The sequence below is a fragment of the Gottfriedia luciferensis genome, assembly GCF_001712755.1.
GTDB lineage: Bacteria > Bacillota > Bacilli > Bacillales > Bacillaceae_G > Gottfriedia > Gottfriedia luciferensis_B.
In genome coordinates this window covers 131,123-156,342 of the sequence record NZ_MDKC01000004.1, presented here as the reverse complement: position 1 = coordinate 156,342, position 25,220 = coordinate 131,123, and the positions used below count along the sequence as shown (strand labels likewise).

At 32.8% G+C, this 25,220-nt stretch carries 25 protein-coding genes and 1 riboswitch; of the genes, 12 read left to right on the top strand and 13 right to left on the bottom strand.

Features of this window, described 5'->3' with window-relative positions:
* Positions 1-11 precede the first annotated feature (11 nt).
* Entirely contained in the window at positions 12-725 is a 714-nt protein-coding gene (locus BED47_RS06260; protein WP_069032914.1) for a WxL domain-containing protein, read from the bottom strand.
* 253 nt (positions 726-978) lie between these two features.
* On the opposite strand from BED47_RS06260, the gene BED47_RS06255 reads away from it, so the two are divergent.
* Entirely contained in the window at positions 979-2,439 is a 1,461-nt protein-coding gene (locus tag BED47_RS06255; RefSeq protein WP_069032913.1) for a BglG family transcription antiterminator, read from the top strand.
* Positions 2,440-2,482: 43 nt separating this feature from the next.
* On the opposite strand, the gene BED47_RS06250 is transcribed toward BED47_RS06255, so the two are convergent.
* The gene (locus tag BED47_RS06250) at positions 2,483-3,496 is read right to left on the bottom strand and encodes an alpha/beta hydrolase (protein ID WP_069032912.1); all 1,014 of its coding nucleotides are present in this window, start codon (positions 3,494-3,496) and stop codon (positions 2,483-2,485) included.
* Between the two features lie 119 nt (positions 3,497-3,615).
* Positions 3,616-3,897: a DUF3892 domain-containing protein gene (locus tag BED47_RS06245; RefSeq protein WP_069032911.1), complete on the bottom strand. Its 282-nt coding sequence runs from the start codon at positions 3,895-3,897 to the stop codon at positions 3,616-3,618.
* A 195-nt stretch (positions 3,898-4,092) separates the two neighbouring features.
* Between BED47_RS06245 and BED47_RS06240 the strand changes: the two genes are divergently transcribed.
* The gene (locus BED47_RS06240) at positions 4,093-4,305 is read left to right on the top strand and encodes a hypothetical protein (protein WP_069032910.1); all 213 of its coding nucleotides are present in this window, start codon (positions 4,093-4,095) and stop codon (positions 4,303-4,305) included.
* 174 nt (positions 4,306-4,479) lie between these two features.
* Here the strand turns inward: BED47_RS06240 and BED47_RS06235 are convergent, their stop codons facing one another.
* The 3 genes from BED47_RS06235 to BED47_RS06225 all read right to left on the bottom strand — a co-directional run bounded on the left by BED47_RS06235 (position 4,480) and on the right by BED47_RS06225 (position 8,071).
* Positions 4,480-5,478 carry a DNA/RNA non-specific endonuclease gene (locus BED47_RS06235; protein WP_254664557.1) on the bottom strand — a complete coding sequence of 333 codons (999 nt, stop codon included), beginning with the start codon at positions 5,476-5,478 and terminating at the stop codon, positions 4,480-4,482.
* Between the two features lie 207 nt (positions 5,479-5,685).
* Positions 5,686-5,916 (bottom strand): hypothetical protein, encoded by a 231-nt coding sequence (locus tag BED47_RS06230; RefSeq protein WP_069032908.1) that lies wholly within the window; start codon positions 5,914-5,916, stop codon positions 5,686-5,688.
* Between the two features lie 175 nt (positions 5,917-6,091).
* Positions 6,092-8,071, bottom strand: coding sequence for an acetoacetate--CoA ligase (locus BED47_RS06225; RefSeq protein ID WP_069032907.1), 1,980 nt, complete (start codon positions 8,069-8,071; stop codon positions 6,092-6,094).
* A gap of 371 nt (positions 8,072-8,442) precedes the next feature.
* A riboswitch (purine riboswitch) is annotated at positions 8,443-8,544 on the top strand.
* Positions 8,545-8,814: 270 nt separating this feature from the next.
* Between BED47_RS06225 and BED47_RS06220 the strand changes: the two genes are divergently transcribed.
* From BED47_RS06220 to BED47_RS06195, 6 genes are all read left to right on the top strand, one after another.
* On the top strand, positions 8,815-10,047 hold the full coding sequence (locus tag BED47_RS06220; protein ID WP_069032906.1) for an HD domain-containing protein: 1,233 nt from the start codon (positions 8,815-8,817) through the stop codon (positions 10,045-10,047).
* 14 nt (positions 10,048-10,061) lie between these two features.
* Entirely contained in the window at positions 10,062-11,318 is a 1,257-nt protein-coding gene (locus tag BED47_RS06215) for a cytochrome P450 (RefSeq protein WP_084006796.1), read from the top strand.
* 73 nt (positions 11,319-11,391) lie between these two features.
* Positions 11,392-12,018: a dienelactone hydrolase family protein gene (locus BED47_RS06210; protein ID WP_069032905.1), complete on the top strand. Its 627-nt coding sequence runs from the start codon at positions 11,392-11,394 to the stop codon at positions 12,016-12,018.
* Positions 12,018-13,214 carry an MFS transporter gene (locus BED47_RS06205; protein WP_069032904.1) on the top strand — a complete coding sequence of 399 codons (1,197 nt, stop codon included), beginning with the start codon at positions 12,018-12,020 and terminating at the stop codon, positions 13,212-13,214. Before BED47_RS06210 ends, BED47_RS06205 begins: the two co-directional genes overlap by 1 nt.
* Positions 13,180-13,611: a hypothetical protein gene (locus BED47_RS06200; protein WP_139116345.1), complete on the top strand. Its 432-nt coding sequence runs from the start codon at positions 13,180-13,182 to the stop codon at positions 13,609-13,611. Before BED47_RS06205 ends, BED47_RS06200 begins: the two co-directional genes overlap by 35 nt.
* Positions 13,612-13,914: 303 nt before the next feature.
* Positions 13,915-14,379 carry a hypothetical protein gene (locus BED47_RS06195; protein ID WP_069032902.1) on the top strand — a complete coding sequence of 155 codons (465 nt, stop codon included), beginning with the start codon at positions 13,915-13,917 and terminating at the stop codon, positions 14,377-14,379.
* A gap of 283 nt (positions 14,380-14,662) precedes the next feature.
* Here BED47_RS06195 and modA read toward each other — a convergent pair whose 3' ends face one another.
* The gene (modA, locus tag BED47_RS06190) at positions 14,663-15,472 is read right to left on the bottom strand and encodes a molybdate ABC transporter substrate-binding protein (RefSeq protein WP_069032901.1); all 810 of its coding nucleotides are present in this window, start codon (positions 15,470-15,472) and stop codon (positions 14,663-14,665) included.
* A 157-nt stretch (positions 15,473-15,629) separates the two neighbouring features.
* Between modA and BED47_RS06185 the strand changes: the two genes are divergently transcribed.
* Positions 15,630-16,565, top strand: a complete 936-nt coding sequence (locus BED47_RS06185; protein ID WP_069032900.1) for a substrate-binding domain-containing protein — start codon at positions 15,630-15,632, stop codon at positions 16,563-16,565.
* 120 nt (positions 16,566-16,685) lie between these two features.
* On the opposite strand, the gene BED47_RS06180 is transcribed toward BED47_RS06185, so the two are convergent.
* Positions 16,686-16,991 carry a LysR family transcriptional regulator gene (locus tag BED47_RS06180; RefSeq protein ID WP_069032899.1) on the bottom strand — a complete coding sequence of 102 codons (306 nt, stop codon included), beginning with the start codon at positions 16,989-16,991 and terminating at the stop codon, positions 16,686-16,688.
* 594 nt (positions 16,992-17,585) lie between these two features.
* Here BED47_RS06180 and BED47_RS23630 point away from each other — a divergent pair.
* The 3 genes from BED47_RS23630 (at position 17,586) to BED47_RS06170 (ending at position 19,470) form a co-directional block, all read left to right on the top strand.
* Positions 17,586-17,735, top strand: a complete 150-nt coding sequence (locus BED47_RS23630; RefSeq protein ID WP_175403458.1) for a hypothetical protein — start codon at positions 17,586-17,588, stop codon at positions 17,733-17,735.
* Positions 17,732-18,547 (top strand): SPFH domain-containing protein, encoded by an 816-nt coding sequence (locus BED47_RS06175; RefSeq protein ID WP_069032898.1) that lies wholly within the window; start codon positions 17,732-17,734, stop codon positions 18,545-18,547. Before BED47_RS23630 ends, BED47_RS06175 begins: the two co-directional genes overlap by 4 nt.
* Positions 18,548-19,002: 455 nt before the next feature.
* The gene (locus BED47_RS06170; RefSeq protein WP_254664560.1) at positions 19,003-19,470 is read left to right on the top strand and encodes a VanZ family protein; all 468 of its coding nucleotides are present in this window, start codon (positions 19,003-19,005) and stop codon (positions 19,468-19,470) included.
* A gap of 93 nt (positions 19,471-19,563) precedes the next feature.
* Here the strand turns inward: BED47_RS06170 and BED47_RS06165 are convergent, their stop codons facing one another.
* From BED47_RS06165 to BED47_RS06145, 5 genes are all read right to left on the bottom strand, one after another.
* Complete coding sequence (locus BED47_RS06165) at positions 19,564-21,036, bottom strand: sodium:solute symporter family protein (protein WP_069032896.1); 1,473 nt, start codon at positions 21,034-21,036, stop codon at positions 19,564-19,566.
* Between the two features lies 1 nt (position 21,037).
* Positions 21,038-21,232 (bottom strand): DUF3311 domain-containing protein, encoded by a 195-nt coding sequence (locus BED47_RS06160; protein WP_069032895.1) that lies wholly within the window; start codon positions 21,230-21,232, stop codon positions 21,038-21,040.
* Between the two features lie 113 nt (positions 21,233-21,345).
* Positions 21,346-22,521, bottom strand: a complete 1,176-nt coding sequence (locus BED47_RS06155; RefSeq protein ID WP_069032894.1) for a M20 family metallopeptidase — start codon at positions 22,519-22,521, stop codon at positions 21,346-21,348.
* Between the two features lie 14 nt (positions 22,522-22,535).
* A complete protein-coding gene (locus BED47_RS06150) occupies positions 22,536-23,765 on the bottom strand; it encodes a Zn-dependent hydrolase (RefSeq protein ID WP_069032893.1) in 1,230 nt (409 codons plus the stop codon).
* 143 nt (positions 23,766-23,908) lie between these two features.
* Complete coding sequence (locus BED47_RS06145; RefSeq protein ID WP_069032892.1) at positions 23,909-25,213, bottom strand: transcriptional regulator; 1,305 nt, start codon at positions 25,211-25,213, stop codon at positions 23,909-23,911.
* Positions 25,214-25,220: the final 7 nt, after the last annotated feature.

Here is a 25,220-nt window from a genome sequence, read left to right as displayed (position 1 = left end):
CAATTTAACTACTATAAACCCGGAGCATCCGTTAATGTCCATGTAATAGTTGCCTCATGATTACCAATCGTTGCTGATCCTGCTGGTATCGTCAAAGTGACATTATCATTTAATGCCCCATCATTCACTTCTGGATTTGGCCCAAGCCAACGAGTTACCCATGTACCAAAACCATTACCTGGAGTTGCGGAAACAACAGGTGATGCTGTACTTCCGTCTGTATTTAAGGCAATTGTTTCAGTTGCTACCGGAGATCCACTTGTACTTAAAGATATAACGGAACCATTTTTAAATGTAATGATTGCACCAGGTAGAGAATCTGCTGTTCCATTTGTAAATTTACTTGCTTTAGCAGTTACAGACCATCCAGCACCAGTACCACGGCGATCCGAAACTTGAATAAATGGCTTTTTGGATTTAGCTGAATAAACTTCTGTTTTATTTGAAATCTCATTTACTCCGAAATCAACGGATGAAACATAATCTAATGTTAATGAACCAGCATTTCCAGTTGGTGGATCTGTTGGATCAGTAGGACCTGATGGTTCTAATGGTTCAATTGGGTTTGTAGGATCAACAGGTGTAACTGGGCCTGTTCCAGCAACAAATGTAATCGACCCTTTTGAATTACCAACGGACGATACCTCCGCAAAAGTTGAGTGAGCAGCTCCAACTAATGATGACATCCCTATTACACTAAAAAGCGCGACTTTTGTAAATTTCATTTCACTTTACTCCTTAAAAATTATTTTTTTGTTTCAACAATGTCATTATATCGCTGGAGCAAAGTGTTTCCCATGATGTTTTTTACCTTTGATTTAGGTAAAAATAATATCCTGTCTTCAATAAAAATTCACATTTAACTCTAAAAATCGCATTAAAAGGTGTTTTCCAATAGATGAAATAAACTTTCTGAATTAAGACGGAACATTAAAAGCAATAATAGTAATAAATTGGACAAAATTTTGGAGATTTTGAATGGATAAATCAACTAAACGGAAATTACAAATAATTAATATTTTAAGTAAACAAGATAAGTGGTTTAAAACAGAAGAATTAGCAAATGAGTTACTTTGTACTGAAAAAACAATTCGAAATGATTTACAGGCAATTAACACACATCTACCAAAAGGATGGCAAATTGAAACAATAAAAGGTAAAGGAATTTATATTAATAAACCGATTTCTTCATCGATTAATGAAATTCGTTCACTTTACGTAAAAAATTCATTGAGTTTTCAAGCTATTATGCTAATACAATTTACTCAAATTAAAAGTATTGCAGAATTAGCAAATGCGCTTTATACACAGCAACCAGCTGTCTATTCAGTACTTGATCGAGTTGAGGAATTATTGGGTGCCTACCATTTAACTTTAAAACGTGGCCCGCTAGAAATTGTAGGAAGAGAATTTGAAATTCGGCTATTGTGTGGTGATATACTAGATGCTTTATCGGCTTATTCGGATGATCAAGAATGGCCATTTGAAGCATTCTCATTTCAAGATATAAAAAAAGTTGTACTGGACACAACTGAAAAGTTTAAATTATTTCTATATCCTTCTACTGCCAATAAGTACGTCTATTTACTTGGAACGATGTTATATAGAATCGATAAAAAAATGCAACTTGAATTAACTGATCAATCAATCAACAAGATTTTAGAATCAAATTTTTTTAAAATTGCTAATGAAATTTGTAATCATTTAGAACATCAATATATACAACATATTTGTATGAATGAACGAATTGCGTTTTCATTATTAATATCAACCCTTCCATATTATAGTTTTGACAACATGGAAAAAAATGAATTTCTTTATTTATATCAAAATCAAGAAACAAGGTATTTTAAGGAACTCTATCACTTAGTAGAACTATTGAAGGAAAAAACAGGTATATCGTTAGATGAAGACGAGGAGTTTCTTTACACATTACATGACCAATTCCAAAGATACTCGTTCATTTTATACTCAATCGATAAAAAAGAACCATCCTATTCAATGGACCGTTATGTTAAAAATCAGTATTCAGACCTATTTAAAAATGTATCAAAAGCCTTACAAATCTGGACGAAAAAATTTTCACACCCTGAAATTACTAGAGATAAAATTGCGAAAGTTGCATTAAATGTTCAAGCTTCTAAAATCAAGTTCTCATCATCAAGGAAGAAGGTTTTATTATTAACAAGTAATGGTCCAGGGGTTCATCGTTATATTGAAACGAAATTGGTTACTGCTTTTGGACATAAAATTGATTTTATTCTTCCTAAATTAGGTGAGTTTGAATCAACAATTATAAATGAACTAAACATTGAATTTATTATTTCTGATTTCTTGCTTGAAGGGGAAATCATTCACCCAATCATTACAATTGACCCTGTTCTTACACAAAGAGATATTGATCAAATTTCAAATTTCTTAAATTCAAACTCGACATAAAAAAAGTAAGGCCAAAGTAAACCTTACTTTTTTTGTATTTTCACTATCTATTCCCCAAGTATCGTTTAATAAACTGTGCAATTTCAGCGTTCGCTTGCTTACTGATACTCGAAGCCTTGTCCATTAACTGAAAATCATGAAACATTCCTCTCCAAACTTTACATGTAACCTCTACGCCTTGAGAATTTGCTTTAGCCGCATATGCTAAAATATCATCGATTAACTCTTCCCTTGCCCCGACATGAATAAGCATTGGAGGTAAACCTTTTAAATCACCATAAAGTGGTGAGATTAAAGGATTTTTCCGATTATTATTCCCTACGTATGTATCAACAATATTGATATCATTTCCATGATAACTTGCATGAATACTATCAAAATCTGAAGTGTATAATTGGCTTTCTTTCGTTAAGTCAGTCGCTGGAGAAATCCCTACAACAGCTGTTGGATCGTTTCCATTTGAAGATTTTATTTTATTTAACAAAGCAAATGCTAAATTACCACCAGCACTATCCCCAACGATAACAACTTTAGAATTGGGACCATAATTTTTTCCTAAATAATTATAAACTTTTTCAACATCGGTTAAAGCTGCTGGATATGGATTTTCAGGTGAAAGTCTATACTGTATCGTTAGTACCCTAAAACCTGTCTCTCTAGCTAAGATTGTTCCTAAATTCCTTGAAAAACCTAGCCCACCTCTAGACCAACCTCCGCCATGTACATAAAAAACAATCTTATCTTCTGAAGATCCATCCGGAATTAACCATTCCACTTTTGTTCCTTCAATATTATCTCCCTTAATTTTAATATTTGAAGGAGTTGGGACTATTTGTTTTTCAATTTCGATTCGTTTTTGCTCTAATGATGTCGTTCTTCCTTCTTTTGCTTTTTTTATATTTAATGCTCTAAGAGCTTCTGAGGCTTTATCGGGTTTCTCATTTTGATAGATAAGGGAAGAATTACTTTCACTTTTCACAGTATTTTTTGAAGCAACTAAATAATTTCCGATTAACAAACAAGTCACTAGTGAAAGAAATAAAAAAGGTTTTTTCAAATTAGCTCCCTACTTTACTGGTATTTTATGTATTCTAATATTAAATTTTCCATTTTCTCATGAATTACTCAGAAATAAAAAAGGTGCACAGACTTGTGCACCTTTTTAGTGTATGGACTTTAAAAAGTAGGTAAGTTACTTAAATTATTTGTAGGATCACCATCAGGATAAGAACGAAGTGTTTTATGTGGATTATCTCCACGAGTTAGACCTGTGTTCACATCTTCAATTTGTTCAAGTTCTGCCATCGCAATTGCTTGCTCAATCCCGACTATTTCACCATTTTGAAATTTTACATCTGTAATATCACCATCGCCATTTTTTCGTACTGCGACGATATGTAATTTATTTGGATCATCTTGATGTTCAGGATGTCCGATACCACGATTTTGAAACGACATACCAACACACCTCCATTTATTAGACACAAAAATAGTATGTCGAGATGAAAATATGTTTATCCTTCCAATTATTACAAATAATCCTAAATAAGATTGTTAGATATTTCACAAATTATACACAGACAAATTTACACAAACAATATACGATAATTATGTAATCATTAAATCCAAACACTTTCGAAAGAAGGGAAAAATATGACTACTGTTTTAGGAATGACAAGAGAAGGAAGATTAATTCACAAAATTGGCGATGGTTATTACCGATATACAAAATTAAACAAAGACGACCTAAAAACATTAAATATACTTGTTAGTGAAGGGATGGCGACTGTCATAAAAAAAGGGACCGGATATGCGGCTCTTGTTAAACTGACTGAACAAGGTAAAATTATCAATCAAGAATGTTAACTTTAACTTTCATTGGTTGGAATAATACCCCTTTAAATAAAATCTGACATAACTAAGCATACTTAAAGGGGTATTGTTTTAATGAGGCAACTATGTTTTTGATACATTCTTTTGTGAATCATTTGTTTATGCAAATGGCATAATAGAATTGATAACGCTTATTATTGACGCCATTTATTCGCCTACTAAGCCGTCTCCATCTCGATCATCCATATATTTATAGAGCCAAGAATCGCGCGTAATTGGCATTTTAAAGCCAGCAGCTTTGGCTTCAGCAATCGTAACACTTCCGTTATGATTGGTATCCACTTTACTAATATCTTCATTACTATTTTTCGTGTTGTTTGCAGGTACATTGACTGTCTTCGGTGGAGTACTGCTCTTACCTGTCGTTTTCCTTAAATTTTTGTTCACTTCATCTGGGTTTACATTGTCAAATTCATCTGTAATGTATCTACCCTGAATTTTGTATGTGAATTTATAATGGCTAGGAATTTGCGTCTTAGTATTTGGATATCGAATTACTGCTACGAAATCAGTACAACCTCTTGCATCTCGAATCACTTTTTCCATGTAAGCTTGATCACCGTGCCTATTGAGATTACTGTTCTGAGGTGTAATGTTATATGCGTTTGAGACTCCCCCAAGTGAGTCAGCAATCACATGCCCTTTATCCAAGGTCGGACTCTCTGTACCAGGAACATTTGCTTCATCAGCGTAGTATCTACCTGATGACAAAACATGATCAGTATTCGAATTTTGAAGTGTTATCTTTTTCGCTTCAACACGTATTAGCTGACCGTATTCATTTGTATACGCCCAATATTCTCGCTCTCCAAATCCAACATCTACTTTAACATTCGGCTGTCTATCTCCTGACATATCCCCACCGTTTACTACAATTAGGGTATATTTGCTGTAATCAAATCCACCCGTTGTACCTGTTGCCTTTGAAGTGCTAGATGCAGGAACACTTTTGTTAGGTTCACTATCACTCGTTGGTTTTTCTGTGTCTCCGTCAGATGTACTCTTATTGGTTTCAACAGTCTTAGAAGCCGTGCTCGCTTTCGATTGCACTTTTTCTGACGAAGTCTGTTCAGTGATTTTTCCGCAACCCACAAATACAAATAGTAAAGTCACAGTAAATAAATTCAAAAATATTCTTTTGTTCACACTTCTGCACACCTTTCTCATTTTTCTACTCTAGAAAAATCATATTTAAACGATAACATATTTTGATCTATTGTTGGAATTTATCTATCGTTGGTTCTGAATCATTATGAAATTATCCTGCCAGTTAGTTCCATAAAAAAAATCGACTTTTTCAGCCGATCAAGTTGTTCAACTAAAGCATGCTTTAGTTGTATAAGGTTTTGAAACTCAAAAATGGAAAAATGTATAATTAGTAGCAAAAGCTATGTATGAAACAACACACAAAATTAACAGTGTTAAAGTCTTGCGATTTAGAAAAAAGATATAAAGATAAATTAAAGTAAAACTTACAAATGATATTATTTCTGGAATTCCTTTAAAATCTTCTCTAAATTGTGCACCAACAATAATTGATGCTAAAAGAAGATAAAATGCTGTGTAATTAGTTTTTTGTTTCAAAATAACCACCCTGTTGTCTTCAATTATATACTCTTCATAACTAATATTCGCCGAAAAATCAATAAGACCTTGTTCAACTAAACTGCCAGTTAGTTGAATAAGAAAATCAACAATCTACCTTAACAGAGCATAAAAAAACGCTATCTCATAATGAAGATAACGTTCTAGATTAATTTCAAATTTGTCCATTTAAAACCTGTGCCAACCCGATAAAAAACTTTAATGAATCTGGATTAGCCATCGAACCTTGGTTGACTACTTTTTCAGGAGAAAAACCTAATAATATTTTACGAATTGGAACTTCTAATTTCTTTCCACTCAATGTTTTTGGAATTTGATCAACTTCATAAATTTCATTAGGGACAAATCGTGGTGAAACTTTATATTTAATTTCTTCTTTTATTTTTCTCTTTAATTCATTTGTCAAAACAACACCATGTTTAAGTACAACAAATAATGGCATAAATGACTGACGGCCAAGTAGTTCTAGATCGATCACTAAACCTTCCATTATCTCATCAATTGACTCAACAACTCGATAGATTTCGCTTGTACCTAGACGCACTCCATGTCTATTTATGGTTGAATCTGATCTCCCATAAATGACACAACTACCTTTTTCATCAATTTTAATCCAATCTCCATGCCTCCAAATACCTGGATAAACTTCAAAATAACTTTCTAGATAACGTTCATTATTCGAATCACCCCAGAAATAAAGCGGCATGGACGGCATAGGAGATGTAATCACTAATTCCCCCACTTCATTAATTACTGATTTTCCCTCATCATCAAAAGATTGTACATGAGCCCCTAATGAACGAGCTTGAATCTCTCCAGCATAAACAGGAAGAATCGGTGAACCTCCAACAAACGCTGTGCAAACATCAGTACCTCCACTAGTTGAAACAAGCCAGATGTCATCTTTTATATTTTCATATACCCAAGAAAATCCTTCGACTGATAGTGGGGATCCTGTTGAACAAATAGACTTTAATTTAGAAAAACTATGTCTATCTTTTAGCTTGATTGCGTGCTTCTCACACACACTTAAGAATCCTGCACTTGTCCCAAAGAATGTTACACCTACTTCTTCTGCAAGGTCCCACAAAACATGTAGACTAGGATAAGAAGGGCTTCCATCAAACAATAATATCCTACTGCCAGATAACAATCCTCCAACTAATTGATTCCACATCATCCAACCAGTAGTAGTAAACCAAAAAATCACATCATCTTGATTTATTCCTTGTTCGACTACTAAGGTCTTAAGTTGCTCAACTAATATTCCACCTTGACTTTGTACAATTGGTTTAGGCAATCCTGTTGTTCCCGATGAAAATAGTATCCATAATGGATGATCAAAAGGAACACTTTCAAAAGTAAGTTCACTACTTCCCACTAATAATTCATTCCAAAAAACTATTTCGTTTTCTATTTTATATTCATCAAAATTCGCATATGGTACTAAAATTGTCTTCTTTAATGTAGGTAATTCAGACTGTAGTTCTTCAACACTTGATAACCTATTTTGAACTTTTCCATTATAAGAATAACCATCCACCGCAAATAAAATAGTTGGTTCGATTTGTTTAAATCGGTCAATTACACTACTCGTTCCAAAATCTGGTGAACAGCTAGACCAAATCGCTCCAATGCTTGCACAAGCTAAAAAGGCAATGATCGTTTCAGGGACATTAGGCATATATGCTACAACCCTATCCCCAGATTTAACACCTAATTTTCTTAAAGAATTTGCGACCAAACCTGTTTTTTCCTTAAGCTCTTTCCAACTTATTTCTGTTTTTGGAGTAATTTCTGATTGAAAAATTAATGCAGGTTGGTCTCCCTTATCATTTCGAAATACATGTTCTGCATAATTAATTTTAGAGCCGGTAAACCATTTTGCGCCTGGCATTTTTCGCTCTTCAAGAACTTGATCGTATGGTGCATGGGAAATTACATTACAATATTTCCAAACGCTTTCCCAAAAGGACTCTAATTCATCGACAGACCATTTCCATAACTCACTTTGTGTATTGAAAAATAGATTTTTTTCATTTTCGAGCCAGTTCATAAAATGGCTAACTCCAGCATTTTCAATTTGCTGCCTAGTTGGCTCCCATAATAAAGCACCTTCAGTAATCGCTTTCATTATTACTCCTCCTAAATTAGCAATCTATTCATTTTAAGGACACAGTAACTACACATAACTCAAACCTTTGGATGAAATCTTACTATCATCTTTCCATTATGTATTAACTAAATCTATTTTTCTAAAAATACTTAATATTTAAAAATTAATTATTATACTATTACACACTAAATTTACTGTCAATATCGAAAATGAATCATCGTTCACTAAAAGCCCAGTTTAATTCGGTATATTTAACTATTAATATCTGTAATTAACCAAAAAAACTTCATACTATATCCTCATAGGGATAGTGTTGATATTTAATTTGATTGAATGTAATATATTAAATGATAATCCTGCAGGTTATTATTTCCATTTTTACCACTATTTACCATAAATGTATTTTAGCTCGTATATACCCAGAGATATGGTCTGGGAGTCTCTACCTAATTCCCGTTAAGAATTAGACTACGAGGTAATTTTTACTTTATTTAGTAAAAAAAGCTGAATTTAATAAGGGATAACTATGTCACTTTGAATAGATCCTTTTAAATACTCTAATAACCTTAGACTATTTAAAAGTGCGCTCTTCTTCACCTATTTGAAGGACATTATATACCTTTAAAAATTTCAACTTTTTTGCGAACCAAGATAAAGTAGGACTTATCTCTTTAGTGGAGAATACATCCTACTTTATCTTGGTTTTTTTACGTCATTTAAATGTTTTCTTAAATTATTGTTTATAGAAGGGGTTTATTGATATGTATAAGGCCATGTATCATACTTTTGACCACCTAAGATTATCTGACAAGCAAACGCAAGAAGCTAATATTGCGTTCTTACATGACTTTAATGCAGTTTTAGAATCCCCCCATTTAAAAAAACTAGCAAAAAAAACACAGTTAATTCCCAACTCAGAGCATTGCCATAATCGTTTGTTTCATACTATTGACGTATGCCATGTTTCAGGCTTAATCGTGGAACATCTTAATAACTATTTTCAAGAGAATAACATTACACCCATAAATAAAGATTTAGTAAAGGCTATTAGTCTAGCTCATGATATTGGTCATCCACCATTTGGACATACCGGTGAACGAGCGCTAGATGAAATGATGAAAAAAATGGGTGGATTTGAATCAAATGCACAGAGCATTAAAATTTTAGTAACTAGTTCCGATAATTTTAAATTCAGAACCATTACAGCCTTAATGAAATATAAAACCAATATTCCTTTAATTAGAGAAGAATATAACGGTTTAATCAAAGGCTATTACGGGTATATGACAGACTATTTAGAACCTTTATTTTTGACATATCAAGAAAATGTCATTGAGCAATCGATTGTAGACATAGCAGATACGTTATCTTATTCCCTTTCAGATCTAAAAGATTTAATTCTATTTTATGGAGAAAATAGATTTGCTCAATTACTTAACAAATATATTACTGAAGGCGCGATGTTAGAGGAGACAATCCTTTTTTTCCCTGAAGTTAGTAGATCTGAATTACTTTATTTCATTCCAAAGATTATGGAAGACATTAAAAATAATATACTTGGGGAAATTTTACAAAATTACTGTAAGTTCACATCGGATCCACTACAATCTATTATTCATGATTTTATAGATTCATTAGTGATCAAGATAAACTATGCACAACCAATGTATAGTAAATTGAATCTTCCAATAGAAAATGAATTAAAACTTTTTCTATTAAATCAAATTACAAAGAAATGTTTCTTAGAAAGAAGTGTTAATAGAGAAATAGATAAAAAGATTACTCATAATATACAGCTCACCTACGATTATCTTTTTAACTTAATTAGTGAGGATTCTTTGTTGAAATTAGATAAGGAAATCTTACAAAAATTAATCAATATGTCTAGCCATACTGAGCGAGCACGTTTTGTTTGTGACGTAATATGTCATTTAAGTGATATGGAGATTGTAGATTTTGTAAGTAAATCTAGTAAAAAAATAATTGTAGTATAACAGGAGGAAATAACATGAGTATAAATGTAAAACAATCTGTCGAGCAGTTCAGTTTAAATAGTAAAGAGTATTATGAAAACAGATACGAATTATATGAACGATTACGAAATGATGCACCTGTTTTTTGGCATGAAGAAATGCAATCTTGGTTTATAACTAGGTACGAGGATGTGTCCAAGAATTTACTAGGAGATAAATTTATTTCAAGTAATGTAATTCCGAATAAAATGAGTAATCTCGCTGAAGGAGAAGATCAACATTTTAAAGATATAATCGATATCATTAAGACTTGGATGGTTTATAATGATCGCCCAGTTCATTCACAATTAAAAGGTTATATGAACAGAGCCTTTTTAGTTAATGAAATCGAACTTATTGCTCCTGAAATTCAGAAAATTGTTTCTACAATCGTTGATAAAGTACTTGAAAAAAACATAAGTTCATTTGACTTTGTAAAAGAGATCGCACACCCTATTCCTGCGATGGTACTTTGTAAAATGTTAGGAATTCCTGGTGAAGAAGTTGACAGATTCATTAAGTGGTCTGATGATATCGCATTATTTATGCAAGATTTCGTTGTGTCTCATGTTCCTAGTAAAGAAATTAGTGAACAAGTTAGAGGAAGTGTAAGAGAAATTTGGGCATACCTTTCAGATGCAATTGCGGAAAGACGAAAAGAAAAGAAAAATGATTTATTAAGTAGATTAATCTCTGAGACTCCTGGTGCAGATGGTGAACTTACTGATGATCAATTAATTGCTCAAACAATGCACTTAATTTTCGGTGGACATAAAATTCCTCAATTTGTGTTAAGTAATACATTACATCTTCTATTTAAGAATCAAGATGTTCTAGAAATGCTTAAAAAAGATATGTCTCTTCTTCCAAAAGTATTAGATGAAACAATGAGACTAGAAGGGCCAATCCAATATATTGTTAGACATGCTTCAAATGATATTGAGTTACATGGACAGCAAATCAAGAAAAATGATTCTGTTTATTTCTTCTTAGCTTCTGCTGGTCGAGATGAGCGAGTATTTGCAAATCCTGACAAAATGGATATAAGTAGAACAGGTTTCCGTCATGTAGCTTTCGGTGGAGGTTATCATACTTGTATAGCTGCTGCTTTTGCTCGTGTAGAGATTATGGAGATTCTTAAGGAAGTAATAACACGTTTTCCTACAATCGATTCATTATATGATTTAGAAAATCCAGAATGGACTGCAAACCCTACTTTCACTGGAATGATTCAGATGCAAGTAAAAATCTAGTATTACTAGGTTATTTGATAGGAATAGAACAAAATTCTATTCCTATTTTTTCTAAGTTAGAGGTGATTAAAAATTGAATAATTGTGAGTTTCATAATACCACCATTTTAGTTGTTCACGAAATTTATGGAATTAACAAACATATAAAAGATATTTGCGACAGTTTAAATAAGTTGGGATTTACAGTTGTCTGTCCAAATTTATTAGGTAATATAGAGAACTATTGCTATAGGGATGAAAACAAAGCTTATAAGCATTTTATTCATGAGATTGGGTTTGAGTTAGCTACTAATAAAATTATCACTCTTGCAAAAGAACTTCGAACTAAATGTGCTAATTTGTATATTTTGGGTTTTAGTATAGGTGCAACGATTGCATGGTTATGCAGTAAGTATGACGGGTTATTTGATGGAGTAATTGGATTTTATGGTTCGAGGATTAGGGACTACTTAGAGGTTCGTCCAAAATGTGAGACCTTACTAATATTCCCAACGAAAGAAAAATCATTTGACCCCGAAATTGTCATAAGTGAATTGAAAACAAAAGATAGGATCCAAGTCATTAAAATAGAAGGAAGTCATGGTTTTACCGATCAATCAACTTCTAATTATGATCAGTATGCTACTGAATATTGTTTTCAAAAAATGCGTGATTTTATTATGAAACAAAATAATAGCTTTTCCGAAACAGGAGGAATCTAATGACCGATCAAAGATGGATGTCTTTACAGTTTTTTGGGTTTTTCTTCACTTTCGGAATCTTCGTGCCTTATTGGTCTGCTTGGCTAACAACAAGTAAAGGTTTTACAGCTGATGAAGCTGGACTTATCATTGCTTTAGGATTAATAACAAGGTCGATTACAACCTTTTTTATATTTCCCTTTATAAGTAGATACTTAAATTTAGCAAGATTAAATCAAGTAGTTTCCTTAATTTCTGTTACGTTATTAATCATATTAATACCGTTTAATAGTTTAATTGCTGTAGCTTTTATTACAGTTTTACTAAGCCTTGTTTATCCAATGCCTTTAGCTATGTATGAGTCTATGGCATCTATCCTTATTCGGGAAAGTAAAATAGAGTATGGAAAGAGTAGATCATATGGTTCGATTGGCTATATTATTACTCTATCATTAACTGGAATACTAATATCTTTAAAAAGTGAAAATGTAGTTATTTACCTTTTGATTTTTGGATGTATTCTACTTTCTTTCCTTACATCCATTAAAGCTCCAATACCTTTAAAAACAAAAATAGCTTCAAATAAAGTGCCATTTTTTAAGTTATTTAAATCAAAAACATTTTTAATCGTATTAACGATCTGTGTCACCCTTCAAGCTGCACATGCAGCATATTATAGTTATGCTGTCCTTTTTTTGAAAAATATTGGGGTAAAAACAAGTTTTACAGGATTCATCTTAATCATTGCGGTAATTTCCGAAATTGCTTTCTTCTATATATCAGACTCTCTATTTAAAAGACGATCTGTACAAGTTTTATTACTGTTTAGTATAAGTGCTTCCATATTAAGATGGGTATTGATCTTTTCTTTTAACAGTATTTCAGTTTTTGTATTGTCTCAATTTTTACATTCTATTACTTTTGGGCTTACTCAATATGCCTTTGTGAAATACTTAGATGAAAACATTGAAAATAAGTACTTCCCCTTTGCTCATGGAATTTATGCAGCTCTAGGTTTAAGTTTAGGTAGCGGTATTTTAACATTAGTAAGTGGTTACCTCTACTCTATATCTCCATCTTTTGCTTTTTTAGGTATGGCATTGGTCTGTATCCCCTGTTTAGGATTATGTTACTTTTTAAAATTAACATTAGGGGATCAAAATAACTTAACAGGAGAGATAAGTGAAAATGTTACTAGTAAAAGAAAAAGTGTATAGTACTAACAAGTCTGTAAAATCTGATGAAACAATTCATACCGAAGTATTTCAAATGAATGAAGAAAAAGTGATTAAGTTGAAATTTTTAAGTTCAAATTCTCCTAGAAATCAAGGTGTCGGATTCATATCAGAAAATGGAATATCAATCAACGATGCTCAAAAACAAAAAACAGTCATTATATGGAGAAGTGAAACTCAATCAGAATTGACCTTAAAATGCTCTAGTGGCTTTTTAAATGTCTTTAATGTATGGGAAGAAGAACGAATGGTGGGATTCCATGATTTTCAGTCTGGTATGAGAATCAAAAAGGAAAATGATGTCATGTTCTACAGTTGTAATGATGCTTTTGCGAACGGTGATTTTACCTCACTAGTATTCTCGCTTCAAATATTATAAAGCTAAATAGATTGAAAAATCCCATTGGCTATCGGATTAAACAAACAAAAAAGCAGAGGATCCAAATCAACATCACTCTACTCCTCTTACGAAAATTTGCTAATTTAATTGACTAGGTTGTTTTTCAACAACGTGAAAGTAGAGTTGAATTTCTCAACTCTGCTTTTTACTAAAAATCTTATACTTCCTTTTCCATAATCCAAATCATCTTTCACTTGTGTCTATTTTTGGAAAGAATAGGAAAAACTAAATTAAGATTCGATATAGTAAACTTTTGTTCAAACTAGAAAGTAGGTATTAAACATGACTGAAGATTTTTTTGCTGATTATGAAAAATTTGTTGTTCCACCTTTATATCCATTTACAGGAGAGAAACAAAAATTTAATCCTAAAGATTATGCATCATATTACATCTTAACAGTCTCATTATATGACTCTCTTATATCAAATTGGAACGATGCGGCTAAATATAAAATAGACGTCCGAAACTGTATAGATCATGTATTAAATGATTTTAATGAAAAAAAAGGTGGTAAATATCATCTTCAATTACTTGAATTTGAAAGTGATAAATCCTATTTTGTCATCGCCTTGTCTATAAAAAATAAAATTGAAAAAGAAAAAATCAATGGAATTATATCAAAGTATATTGAACAGCTTGTATCAAACTCTTTTTATATTGGACAGAGCTGGTACTGGCTAATTGGTCAAAAAGGGAAAAGAGACCGAAAACTCTTCAATATAACAATAAAGGAATACATGCACTAGCCTTTTAATTATACGGCTTTATATTTTCTCGTTTATCTTATAAAAGGATTTTATTTGATATAATTTTTCTAGCTAATTCCTTTTTCTATTTTAAGTAATGCCCTCCCCCCTAAAATTCCCCTTCTAAATAAGTTTAACAAATCTACTTAAACGTTCTTTATATAGAACATTTGAATCTTTGTATTTTTTAACTAATACTTCATAATCTAACATTCCTACTAAAAGAAAAATGAACCAATCAACTAATCGGCTCATTTCGAAAACTAATGTCAGTTAATATAAGTTAATTTAGTCCCTTAAACCCATACTTCTCTAATATCTTCATAGACTCATCATTTTGAAGATATTCAAAGAATTTTTTAGCTTCTTTAGGTTGCTTGCTATCCTTTATTACGCCTAACGGATAAATAATTGGATCATGTGTATTGTCAGCTGCTGTTGCTACAATCTTAACTTTTGTCGATGTCAACGCATCTGTTTTATATACAATCCCTGCGTCCACATTATTTGTTTCTACATAAGAAAGTACTTGTCTAACATCCTTACCATATACTACTTTTCCTTCAATTGCTTTCCATACATTTAAATTTTCCAAAGTTTCTTTTCCATATTGTCCTGCTGGTACCGCGTCTGGCGTACCGATCGAAATTTTATCTGCTTTTGTAAGTTCTTCAAAAGAGTTAATTTCTTTTTTTGTATCCTTTGGTACAACTAAAACCAGTTCATTTCCAACTACATCTTTTCCCTGGTTCTCTTCAATTAGACCATCTTTTACTAAATTATTAAATTTGTCCTCTGCAGCCGAGAAGAAAAGATCCACTGGTGCTCCTTGAGAAATTTGTTGTTGTAATGCTCCGGATGCTCCAAAGTTAAAGTTTATTTTCACATTAGGATTTGCCTTTTCAAAGTTTGCTTTAATATCATTTAGTGCATCCTGTAAACTAGCAGCTGCTGAAATAGTTAATTCTACATTTTTTTGAGAAACTTCTTGTTTCTGAGCTGTTGACTTTTTAGCTTGTTCATTTGATGAACACCCAGATAGAATTAGTCCTAATAACATCATCGACACTATTAAAGAATAAATCTTTTTCATCCTTCATCTACCTTTCATTTATAAAATATATCTAGTTATATCTAATTATATTTAGTTATAACTAAATAAGAAATAGAATTTTAATATTTACATTAAATTTACTAGGAATATGCTTTTTAAAAGGCATTGGGTTAAAATAGAAAATGGAGGGATGTAAATGACGACGGAACTTTCCTATACAATTGAAGAAGTATCACAGTTTTTAAAAGTATCGAAATTAACCATTTATGACCTTGTCAAAAAAGGTGAATTACCTGTATTCCGTGTAGGAAGACAGATGAGAATAGCAGCAAATGACTTGGACAATTACATAAAAAACAATAAAACAAATCAAAAAACCACATTACCTGCCTCTGTTTTTGAACCTCGCAGAAGCGATCCAAAAGAAACAAACCATGTTGTTATTAGTGGCCAAGATTTAGTTTTAGATATGCTCGGTAAACAGATCGAGAAAAACTCAACCTATAAATCTTTAAGATCTTTTACTGGAAGCTTAAACAGTCTTATTTCTATGTATAATGGAGAATGTGACATCGTTAGCCTTCACCTTTTTGACGGAGATACAGGAGAGTATAATCTACCATATCTTAAGAAAATTTTAGTGGGACATTCATTTATTTTATTCAATTTACTATCTAGGAAAGCAGGTTTATACGTTAAAAAAGGTAACCCTTTAAAGATAACCTCTTGGAAAGATTTAGAACGTGAAGATATACAGATTGTAAATAGAGAGAAAGGATCAGGTGCTCGAATTCTCCTCGATGAACAGTTACGTATCAATAAGATTTCCCCTAAAAATATTAACGGATATGAACATGAAGAAAACAATCATTTAAGTGTGGCCTCCGCTGTCTCCACTGGGGTAGCAGATGTTGGAGTCGGAATTGAAAAAGCTGCTAAAATTGTAGGAATTGATTTTATACCACTCATAACAGAACAATATGATCTCGTTATTTTAAAAACCCCGGCAAATGAACGACTGATCAGAATTGTCACAGAAATTTTATCTTCAAATCAGTTTCAATCAGAGGTTGATTCCTTAGGAGATTATGATACTTCTAGAACAGGGAAAATTATATATGAGACAAATTAAAAGAAGCCTACTGAATTTGTAGCCTTCTTTTTGACGTTTATATGAAAAGTAATAATTATTCTAAAAAGACCAAATAAATTATGATCTGGTTATATATTGAAAATGCTTTATTAGAAAGAGTTAAAACATACTTACATCATACATTGTATTAACAGAAGATTTTTTATGTAAGGATTTAATTTCTTCTTCAATTTCTCGACAATTCCTTACGATTTCCTTTATATGTGAAATAATTTGTAAACATTCAAATGAAGGCACCACTTTAGATTCGTCGTCACACTCAATTAGCTTTATGCCAAATTCAACTTCTAAACTAATGATTGATTCTTTCATATCAGCTTCATTAATAAAAAATTTCTCTGCTGCAATCGTAAAGGAACCACTTTCTATCACTTCACAAAGATGACTTAATTGTTCAATTTTCATTTAGCTTCCTCCATACTCTACGATGTTCTTTATCCTGATCTAGTTTAATTATATTAAGTGTTGATGTGATTTTAATTTTGAAAAAAAGTATCAATATTGGTTTTTCTGATTAAATGATGATTTTCACTGAATAAATCGTTTATAGCTGCGTATGTTATCTCCTTCCTATATACCAACAGACCAAATTCAAATTTTATAACTCCAATAAAAAGAAACATTCTACAATAAAAATTGATTTTCCTTTGATTTAAACTTGGGTTATTTTCGCCTTGATTTTATTGAATTTTCTAGCTTGATCCTGCTAATTTCAGAAGATATGTATGTTAAATAGGCCAATATATTATTACTCAAATAGATAAACCACCTTTAACTGGTGGTTTTCTAAGGAATTCTCTATCCTCGAAATATTTTTAATTATCAAAAAGCATTTGGGGTAATTTAGTTAAAAGCTAATAATTTTACCAATGAAGCCTGATAGGCCACTATATTTCTAAGCAAAATTTAATTATTAATATAGCTTAAATCAAACTATAATTGCATATAAGAAATGATAGAAAGATAGTTAATCTAATTTGCACATTCGGGGGAATGATAATGGTTTTCTTTTATCAATTCGGAATTTTAGTTATTATTATTGGAATCGTTCTCTTCTTACTGTTTTATAAGGTCTTTATCAAAATAGGTAGATTATTTAATAATCATATTAAAAACATTAAAAAAGAAATCGGGAGAGATGAAGAGTGAACGGTTTAAGAAGTCTGATTGCAGGCGGAGTTATTATAGTTGGAGGTATTATTTACGCGATAGGCGGTATGTCCCATATTAGTGTTGGTAGCATTGGTATTGAAAAACATATGAGTGGTGAAATTACTGAAGTCCCCCAAGGCTTTCATTGGACTGGTTGGGGAGTTTCAGTACAAGAATACCCTACATATACACAATCATTAGTTTTATCAAGTGACAAGCACGAAGGTGGTAATTCTGATCAAGAATGGTCAGTAGGTACTGGAGATCAGCAAGAACTACCTGTTAATACAAACTTAACATGGAAAATTTCAACTAAAAACGTAGCTAATCTTTATCAATCAGTAGGTGGAAAAGATATTAGTTACATTAAAAATAACATCGTCAAACCTACAATGAAAAATGTTGTTAACAAAATTACGCACAAATATAGCTGGAACGACATTAAAGGTTCAAAACAAGCTGATATTACTGAAGAAATCAATACTGCACTTGATAAGGAACTTGCAAAACAAGGTATCGAAGTCGGAACTTTTGGATTTACACACGTAGGTTCTCCCGCAGGTATGGCACAGTCACAGGCACAATTAGCAACTTCTGAATTGAACGTAAAAAAGGCATTAGCTGACCAAGAAAAAGCTAAGATTGAAAATCAAACAAAAATTCTAAATGCGGAAGCAGATGCTAAATCAAATAAAATTTTATCAGACTCACTGACTCCAGAATTATTAAAGAAAATGGAAATGGATGCACGCCAAAAATGGGGTTGGGTTACTGTTCAAGGTGGGACACCTCTAGTTCAAGCAAAATAAACAAAGAACAATCTAGAAACTTTCTTCAAAGTGGTCACATTAATTTATAATTTTATTTCTCCCAAAACTTTTTAAAAATAGAATAATAAAGAAACAATCCTCTCCGCATTTAAACTCTTTCTATATTTCTAGGAAGAGTTTTTATTTATTTTAAGATTCAATAAGAACTAATTTATAAGTTTCTAAAATTTGACATAAAAATGATGAAGGAAAACTATACAAATATGTTATTCTCTAGGTGATATAAAAACAATTGGATACGTAGCTAAATATTGTAAGTTGTAATATTCAAGGTTTAGAATCCCTAATTTATTAAGTCTGGTACTATGAAAGGCTGGAACAATTAATTGTTAAATTTCTTATATCCTAGCATAATTATTTCTACTTTTTTTATCCTATATTTTGGCTATCAATTTCTAAAAGGTTCAATAACTATCCTAAAACTTCTTTATTGGATGATCTTTGGTATTTACTTTACATCTCTTATTAATTTCACCTTTTTTCCTTTTCCCTATCAAAAACTTTTAATTCAAATAATGATAGAAGATCGGTTGGGACATACTCATAATTTTATTCCCTTTAAATCGATCATAGATACCTTCAGTTCTGGCTCAATTCTACTTGTTCTAAAACAAGTAGCTGGTAATGTTTTATTATTCATACCACTAGGATTTGCATTACCTATTCTATTTTTTAATATATCAAACAGAAATACGATAGTAATAGGTTTTACACTAAGTCTTGCAATTGAATTAATTCAAGCTAGTATTGGAATGTTCCTTGGCTATAACTACAGATCATGTGATATTGATGACATTTTACTAAATACAATTGGAACAATTATAGGACTAGCTATTTATAAAACAAGTTCCACGTACTTTAAAAACTTTGAAGAAATCATAGATAAAAACCTAACTTCGTAAACCTCCTAAATTTTTAGAATATCTACACAAAAAAAATAGGGGTTGATTAGAGCAATCACCCCCTTTCACCCCTTATAGAGTAATTATTCATATTTAAGCTACAATCTCTTTTTTGCTTTGAACCGCTATATTTTTAGTAAGTAAGCTAACAACAACTAAAAATACTAGATTGACAACTAAGCCAATAACACCGATATTCAAATCTTTAATATATTGAGGTAGTGCTGGGAATAATGATCCGATTGTTGTATTACTTATAGTGACATAAGTAACTGTTGCAACCCCAGTAAGAATACCAGCGAATGCACCTTGCTTCGTTACAAAGTTCTTTTTCATTAAACTAAAGACAAGTGTCGGGAACAATTGAGTAACTAAACTGTATCCCATTAAAAGTAGAGTTACTAATGTAGATCCACCATTAAATGTGAAAAATACTGCGAATAAAGCAACCACAGGAACAAGGTATTTAGCTAAAACTGCAACCTGCTTTTCTGTAGCAGATGGTACAAATACTTTATAAATATTTTTTGATATTAAAGTAGCAGATGCCATTAGAATCATCGAACCTGGCACGATTGCAGTCAATACACCTGCTCCACCAATGATTCCAACAAACCACGGGTTAAAAGATTGTTTACTTAATTTTAATAAGGACAGATCGGCATCCGGACCTTGTAGTCCAGGAACTTGAAGAATTGCTGCAAATCCAACGAAAAACACAAAAAGCAATACAAGTTGGTATAAAGGCATGATAATCGCATTTTTACGAAATACGTTTTCACTTTTAGCTGAATAAACAGAGCCAAAAGTATGCGGCCACATATAAAATCCTAGGGCTGTTAGAAGAACCGTAGAATTAAACCAAGATACACTTAATCCCTCTTTTGGGAGATTTAAAAAACCTGGTTTAGCTTTATCAACTGCTTCAAACATCGCTTGGAATCCACCATAATAATGAATAGGTAGATAGATTCCTAGAAAAAGAACAACACCAAGAATCATAATATCCTTTAACGCTGCAGTCCATGCAGATCCATGGATACCAGAGATCATTACATAAATCGTCACTGAAATTGCACCAATCCAAATCGCAAAAGTTGGTGAAATCAATCCATAAGAAGCCTCCGAAACGATGCTTCCCAATCCTTTTAATTGTAGAACTAAGTAGGGAATTACAGCAGATACACCAACTAGTGAAACTAAAACGCCAAGGGCTTTACTTTTGTATTTACTTGCGAAAAAGTCCGGTTGAGACATTAAATTATTTTCTTTAGCATATTTCCATATTTTTGGAAGCAACCAATAAGACATAATATAAGCAAGTGCACCATAAGCAGTGATATAGTAGGTTGGTCCTCCTTTTCCATATGCCCAACCACTTCCACCTAGGAAAGTAAATGTTGTATAGATTTCACCAGCCATTAAGAGAAAGACGAAAATAGTACCAAATCCTCTTCCACCAACACTCCATTGCTCAAGATTCATGTCTTTTCCTTTCCTAGCTTGTACCCCTAGAAAAATCGATACTGCAAGAAATAGAAAAATTATAATTAATGCACTATTCATCTTATCTGTCCCCCTTTTTCGCCGAATCTAATTTAAAGATTATCCACATAACTGGTGTTGAAAAAACTGTCCATAGTACAACCCAAAAAAGGAGAAAAGGCATTCCTAATACAAATGGCTCAACGTGGTTTGCCCAAGATGAAAAGCCCAGAATAGCAATAAATGGAATAAGTGCTAATAAATGATAGATTTTCAAAAATTGTTCCCCACTTTCAATTTAAAATTTATATTAGTTTTAATATTCAGAAAAATAAAAGTTTAGATTAAGTAGATCCTTGTAAATTAAGGGTCTACTTAACCATAATTCTATTAATCTAAAAGTTTAAATGTGGCATGAACAAATAAGTTTACACCAATTTCCAAAGCGTCCTCGTCTATTGTAAAACGTGCATGATGATGCGGATAAGTAATATCTTTTTCTTCGTTTCCTGCTCCCACATAGAAGAAAGTACCTGGTGCCTTTTGTTGGAAAGCAGAGAAATCTTCACCACCCATGTTTGGCTTCATAAGGTCGAGAGTCTTTTCATCAAACACTTCAAGAATAGTTTCCTCAATAGCCTTCGTAATCTGCTCATCGTTGATAACCGGGCGATATCCGAACTCATAATCAAATTTGTATTGTGCCCCATGAGCCTCAGTTATTCCTTTTATAATACGTTCCATAAGGTCAGGAACCGATTTCCTAAGGTCGGCGTTGAAACTACGAACGGTTCCACAGATTTCAACTGAACCTGGGATTACGTTATGAGTTGTACCTCCAATAAACTTTGTAACAGAAACTACTAGATTATCAAGCGGATCAGTATTTCTAGAAACGATATGTTGAAGATTTGTTACAACTTGGGAAGCTATAGCAATCGAATCAATCGTGTCATGAGGAAGTGCTGCATGTCCACCCTTACCTTTAACAGTAAGATAGAAAGTATCTGGAGCAGCCATCATCGGTCCATAAGCTACACCTATAGTACCTAGTTTCATAGGAGCCCAAAGATGAGCACCAATTACCATATCAACTCCATCCATTACTCCTGCTTGTACCATTTCCTCGGCACCACCAGGATATAACTCTTCAGCATGTTGAAATAAAAAGCGAACTTCACCTTTGATTTTGTCTTTTAAACTAGTAAGTATTTTTGCTGTGCCTAAAAGCATTGCAGTATGACCATCGTGTCCACAAGCATGCATCACACCTGGATTTGTAGAGACAAATTCAAAAGTGTTTTCTTCTTCGATCGGTAAAGCATCCATATCTGCTCGAATTGCTAGCACTTTGCCAGGCTGAGAACCAATCAGACGAGCCATAACACTCGTCTTTGTTGGACGAGATATCTCTAAATTCCCGAAAGTTTGAAGTGTATCATACACATATTGAGCTGTTTTTTCTTCATGAAAAGATAACTCCGGATACTGATGGAAATGCCTTCTCCACTTTATTACTTCTTCTTTTGTTTGTGCTACTAAACTATTTAATGATATTGTTTGCATTATTGCATCCCCCTTTATTCATTATTAGATAACTGAAGTACAGTATGATAAAGTACATTTGCACCATCTGCACAATCTTCCTTAGAACTCCATTCTGCTGGATTATGGCTTATTCCATCCTTTGAACGGATAAAAAGCATCCCTATTGGACAGAGATTTGTAAGCTGCATGCAATCGTGCCCAGCTCCACTTGGGAGAAAAAATGGTTCCACACCAATCGTTTCACAAGCTAGTTTTGCCAAATCTTGAATCTCATTAGAGCATAATGTAGGTGCAATACGTTGCAAATCTTCAATTTGTAATCCTACACCACGCTGTTCACATAAAATTTTTGCCCCTGCTACTATTCGGTTTTCAACCTCATCACGAATTGATTCATTTACATCGCGAAGATCCAAAGTAAATTCAACCTTCCCAGGTATTATATTGATTCCTCCAGGAAACAGCTGCAATTGACCAACTGTTCCCACTGTTGTACCAGTCTTAGCTGATTCAGTTTCAATTAGCTGTATAATCTGGGAGGCAGCAACTAAGGCATCGTTACGATCGTTCATTGGAGTTGCCCCCGCATGCCCTGCTTTACCTTCAATTATGAATTTAAGCCATAACGGGCCAGAGATTCCTGTAACGATACCGACTGATAAATTATCGTTCTCAAGTACCTTACCTTGTTCAATATGTAATTCGACATATGCTTTTACTGATCCAATACTTCTGACTGACTGTTCAATTAATAATGGATCATAACCTGCTTCGCTCATTGCCTCCGCTACAGTAATCCCTTGTTGATCCTTATTTTGTAGTTCTTCCAAGGTGAGAGTTCCAGCAATTCCTCGGCTGCCAATCATTCCAAAGCTAAATCTTGCACCTTCCTCATCTGTAAAGACAATAACTTCAATTGGATGCACTGTTGTGATTCCCTGCTCATTCATCGTCTGTAGGATTTCAATCCCTGAGAGAACGCCGAGTGGTCCGTCAAAATTCCCCCCGTTATATACAGAATCTATATGTGAGCCTACCAGTACAACCGGTGCATCCTGATTAATTCCCTCTTTACGTCCAATAAGATTTCCAACGGTATCTTCGTAAACTTTTAATCCTGCTTCATTCATATAGGAAGAAAGCAGTTTTTTAGCTTTTCTCTCATTTTCAGTAAAAGATAAACGAGTAATTCCCCCAGACTCTTGTTTTCCAATGGACCCTAATTCCATAAGGCGATTCCACAATCGATCCTGATTAATCATTTGTCCTCCTATTATAAAATTAATATTTTAGGTCTATTTATGGCTATGACCATAACTATATCACTAAATATTTATTTTGTTAAGTGAAAATATTCAGAATATTATATTTAAAATAATAAAACGATAAGTTTATCTACTTATCGTCACAAGGTTATTTTATAAATGTTTCTAGGCCTTCCACGTGAATAAGGTGTTTCCTCTCCTATTACCTGAGCAATTCCTTGTTCCTCTAATTCTTTTAAAATTCTTCGCGCGCTTCTCGGCATGATTTGCATATACTGTGCTAGCTCGTGAGCTCCAATTTCACTCTTTCCAATCTTTTTAAGAATTGATTCTAGCTTACTAAGTGTCGAAATACTTAGAGATGTTTGTTCACTTATTTTCTGCAGTTCTTTTGAAACATAAGAATAGGTAATTTGTTCCTCTCTTCCCAATGGACCCGCGATCGTTTGATTATCAAGAGCAACCATCCAACTTCCTTTTCCATACTCTCTAGCATGAAATAAAGCTCTTCCGGCATGAATTTCTGCTTCATAAGCCGTTTTACCGATTCCAATTCCACAAGTAATGACTTCTTTCTTTAGTTCTTCGAGATCTTCCAAATTCGGTATAATAGAAAATTCATTCGTTATATCCTGTAAAAGCCCTCGGGTTGTAAAAATGACATATCTACCTGGACCAGCAGATTTAAGTGATCCTTGAACTTTATTAGCGTAAACAAGTAGTTTCTCTGCCATCTTAATTTCTATTTTGTAAATTTCATCAGTTGAAAAAGTATCCTTCGCCAAACCAAAATAAGAGTCAATCTCAATCATTTGAACTGCAATTTGGCTTTCTTTAAAATGTAACATCTCATAAGTTCGAAGTGCTAAATTTAGTACTGACTCAATAGCCGACTTAGCAGGAAGTACACGATAAACAGGGACACCCATTTTCTCAAGTTCGATATGTGCCGATCGAAGACATGTAACCGCTGCTTTCGTTTTCCCACTTTTCCATAACTCATAGTGGTATCCTGCAAGTACCTTTGCATCAACTTCTTCTCCTTCATAATATTTCAAATATAAATGATTGGCTTTAATCTCTGCTTCATCTAAAATACTGTTGAGTTCATCATAATGGAAGTTATCAAAGCTAATTTGTTCCATTGCAATCTGGTTATGATAGAATATTTGTAACAACGTTTTGTAGAGACTCGGTCCAGTGTGTGGCGTAAAAAACATTGGTTTGGTAATTCCACCCCAACTTTTTGCTATGGCATAAGGGACCTTGCCTGAAAAGAGCCAAATATCAAAATCATTGGCAATAGGACTTAAAAGATCAGGTATTTCCTCTTCTCGCCAATAGATAATAGGGGTACATTCAAATTCAGGGTATTCCTTTATTACAGATTGAATAACGTCAATCGAATCATCAGATCCTAGTAAACCTAAACGGATTTTTTTCATCGTTTCC

Coding starts and splice junctions, on each gene's coding strand:
- BED47_RS23630 (WP_175403458.1), top strand. CDS start 17,586: ATGGTTTTCTTTTATCAATTCGGAATTTTAGTTATTATTATTGGAATC.
- BED47_RS06195 (WP_069032902.1), top strand. CDS start 13,915: ATGACTGAAGATTTTTTTGCTGATTATGAAAAATTTGTTGTTCCACCT.
- BED47_RS06180 (WP_069032899.1), bottom strand. CDS start 16,991: ATGAAAATTGAACAATTAAGTCATCTTTGTGAAGTGATAGAAAGTGGT.
- BED47_RS06185 (WP_069032900.1), top strand. CDS start 15,630: ATGACGACGGAACTTTCCTATACAATTGAAGAAGTATCACAGTTTTTA.
- BED47_RS06245 (WP_069032911.1), bottom strand. CDS start 3,897: ATGTCGTTTCAAAATCGTGGTATCGGACATCCTGAACATCAAGATGAT.
- BED47_RS06155 (WP_069032894.1), bottom strand. CDS start 22,521: ATGCAAACAATATCATTAAATAGTTTAGTAGCACAAACAAAAGAAGAA.
- BED47_RS06220 (WP_069032906.1), top strand. CDS start 8,815: ATGTATAAGGCCATGTATCATACTTTTGACCACCTAAGATTATCTGAC.
- BED47_RS06150 (WP_069032893.1), bottom strand. CDS start 23,765: ATGATTAATCAGGATCGATTGTGGAATCGCCTTATGGAATTAGGGTCC.
- BED47_RS06145 (WP_069032892.1), bottom strand. CDS start 25,213: ATGAAAAAAATCCGTTTAGGTTTACTAGGATCTGATGATTCGATTGAC.
- BED47_RS06255 (WP_069032913.1), top strand. CDS start 979: ATGGATAAATCAACTAAACGGAAATTACAAATAATTAATATTTTAAGT.
- BED47_RS06165 (WP_069032896.1), bottom strand. CDS start 21,036: ATGAATAGTGCATTAATTATAATTTTTCTATTTCTTGCAGTATCGATT.
- BED47_RS06260 (WP_069032914.1), bottom strand. CDS start 725: ATGAAATTTACAAAAGTCGCGCTTTTTAGTGTAATAGGGATGTCATCA.
- BED47_RS06205 (WP_069032904.1), top strand. CDS start 12,018: ATGACCGATCAAAGATGGATGTCTTTACAGTTTTTTGGGTTTTTCTTC.
- modA (WP_069032901.1), bottom strand. CDS start 15,472: ATGAAAAAGATTTATTCTTTAATAGTGTCGATGATGTTATTAGGACTA.
- BED47_RS06170 (WP_254664560.1), top strand. CDS start 19,003: ATGATCTTTGGTATTTACTTTACATCTCTTATTAATTTCACCTTTTTT.
- BED47_RS06240 (WP_069032910.1), top strand. CDS start 4,093: ATGACTACTGTTTTAGGAATGACAAGAGAAGGAAGATTAATTCACAAA.
- BED47_RS06225 (WP_069032907.1), bottom strand. CDS start 8,071: ATGAAAGCGATTACTGAAGGTGCTTTATTATGGGAGCCAACTAGGCAG.
- BED47_RS06215 (WP_084006796.1), top strand. CDS start 10,062: ATGAGTATAAATGTAAAACAATCTGTCGAGCAGTTCAGTTTAAATAGT.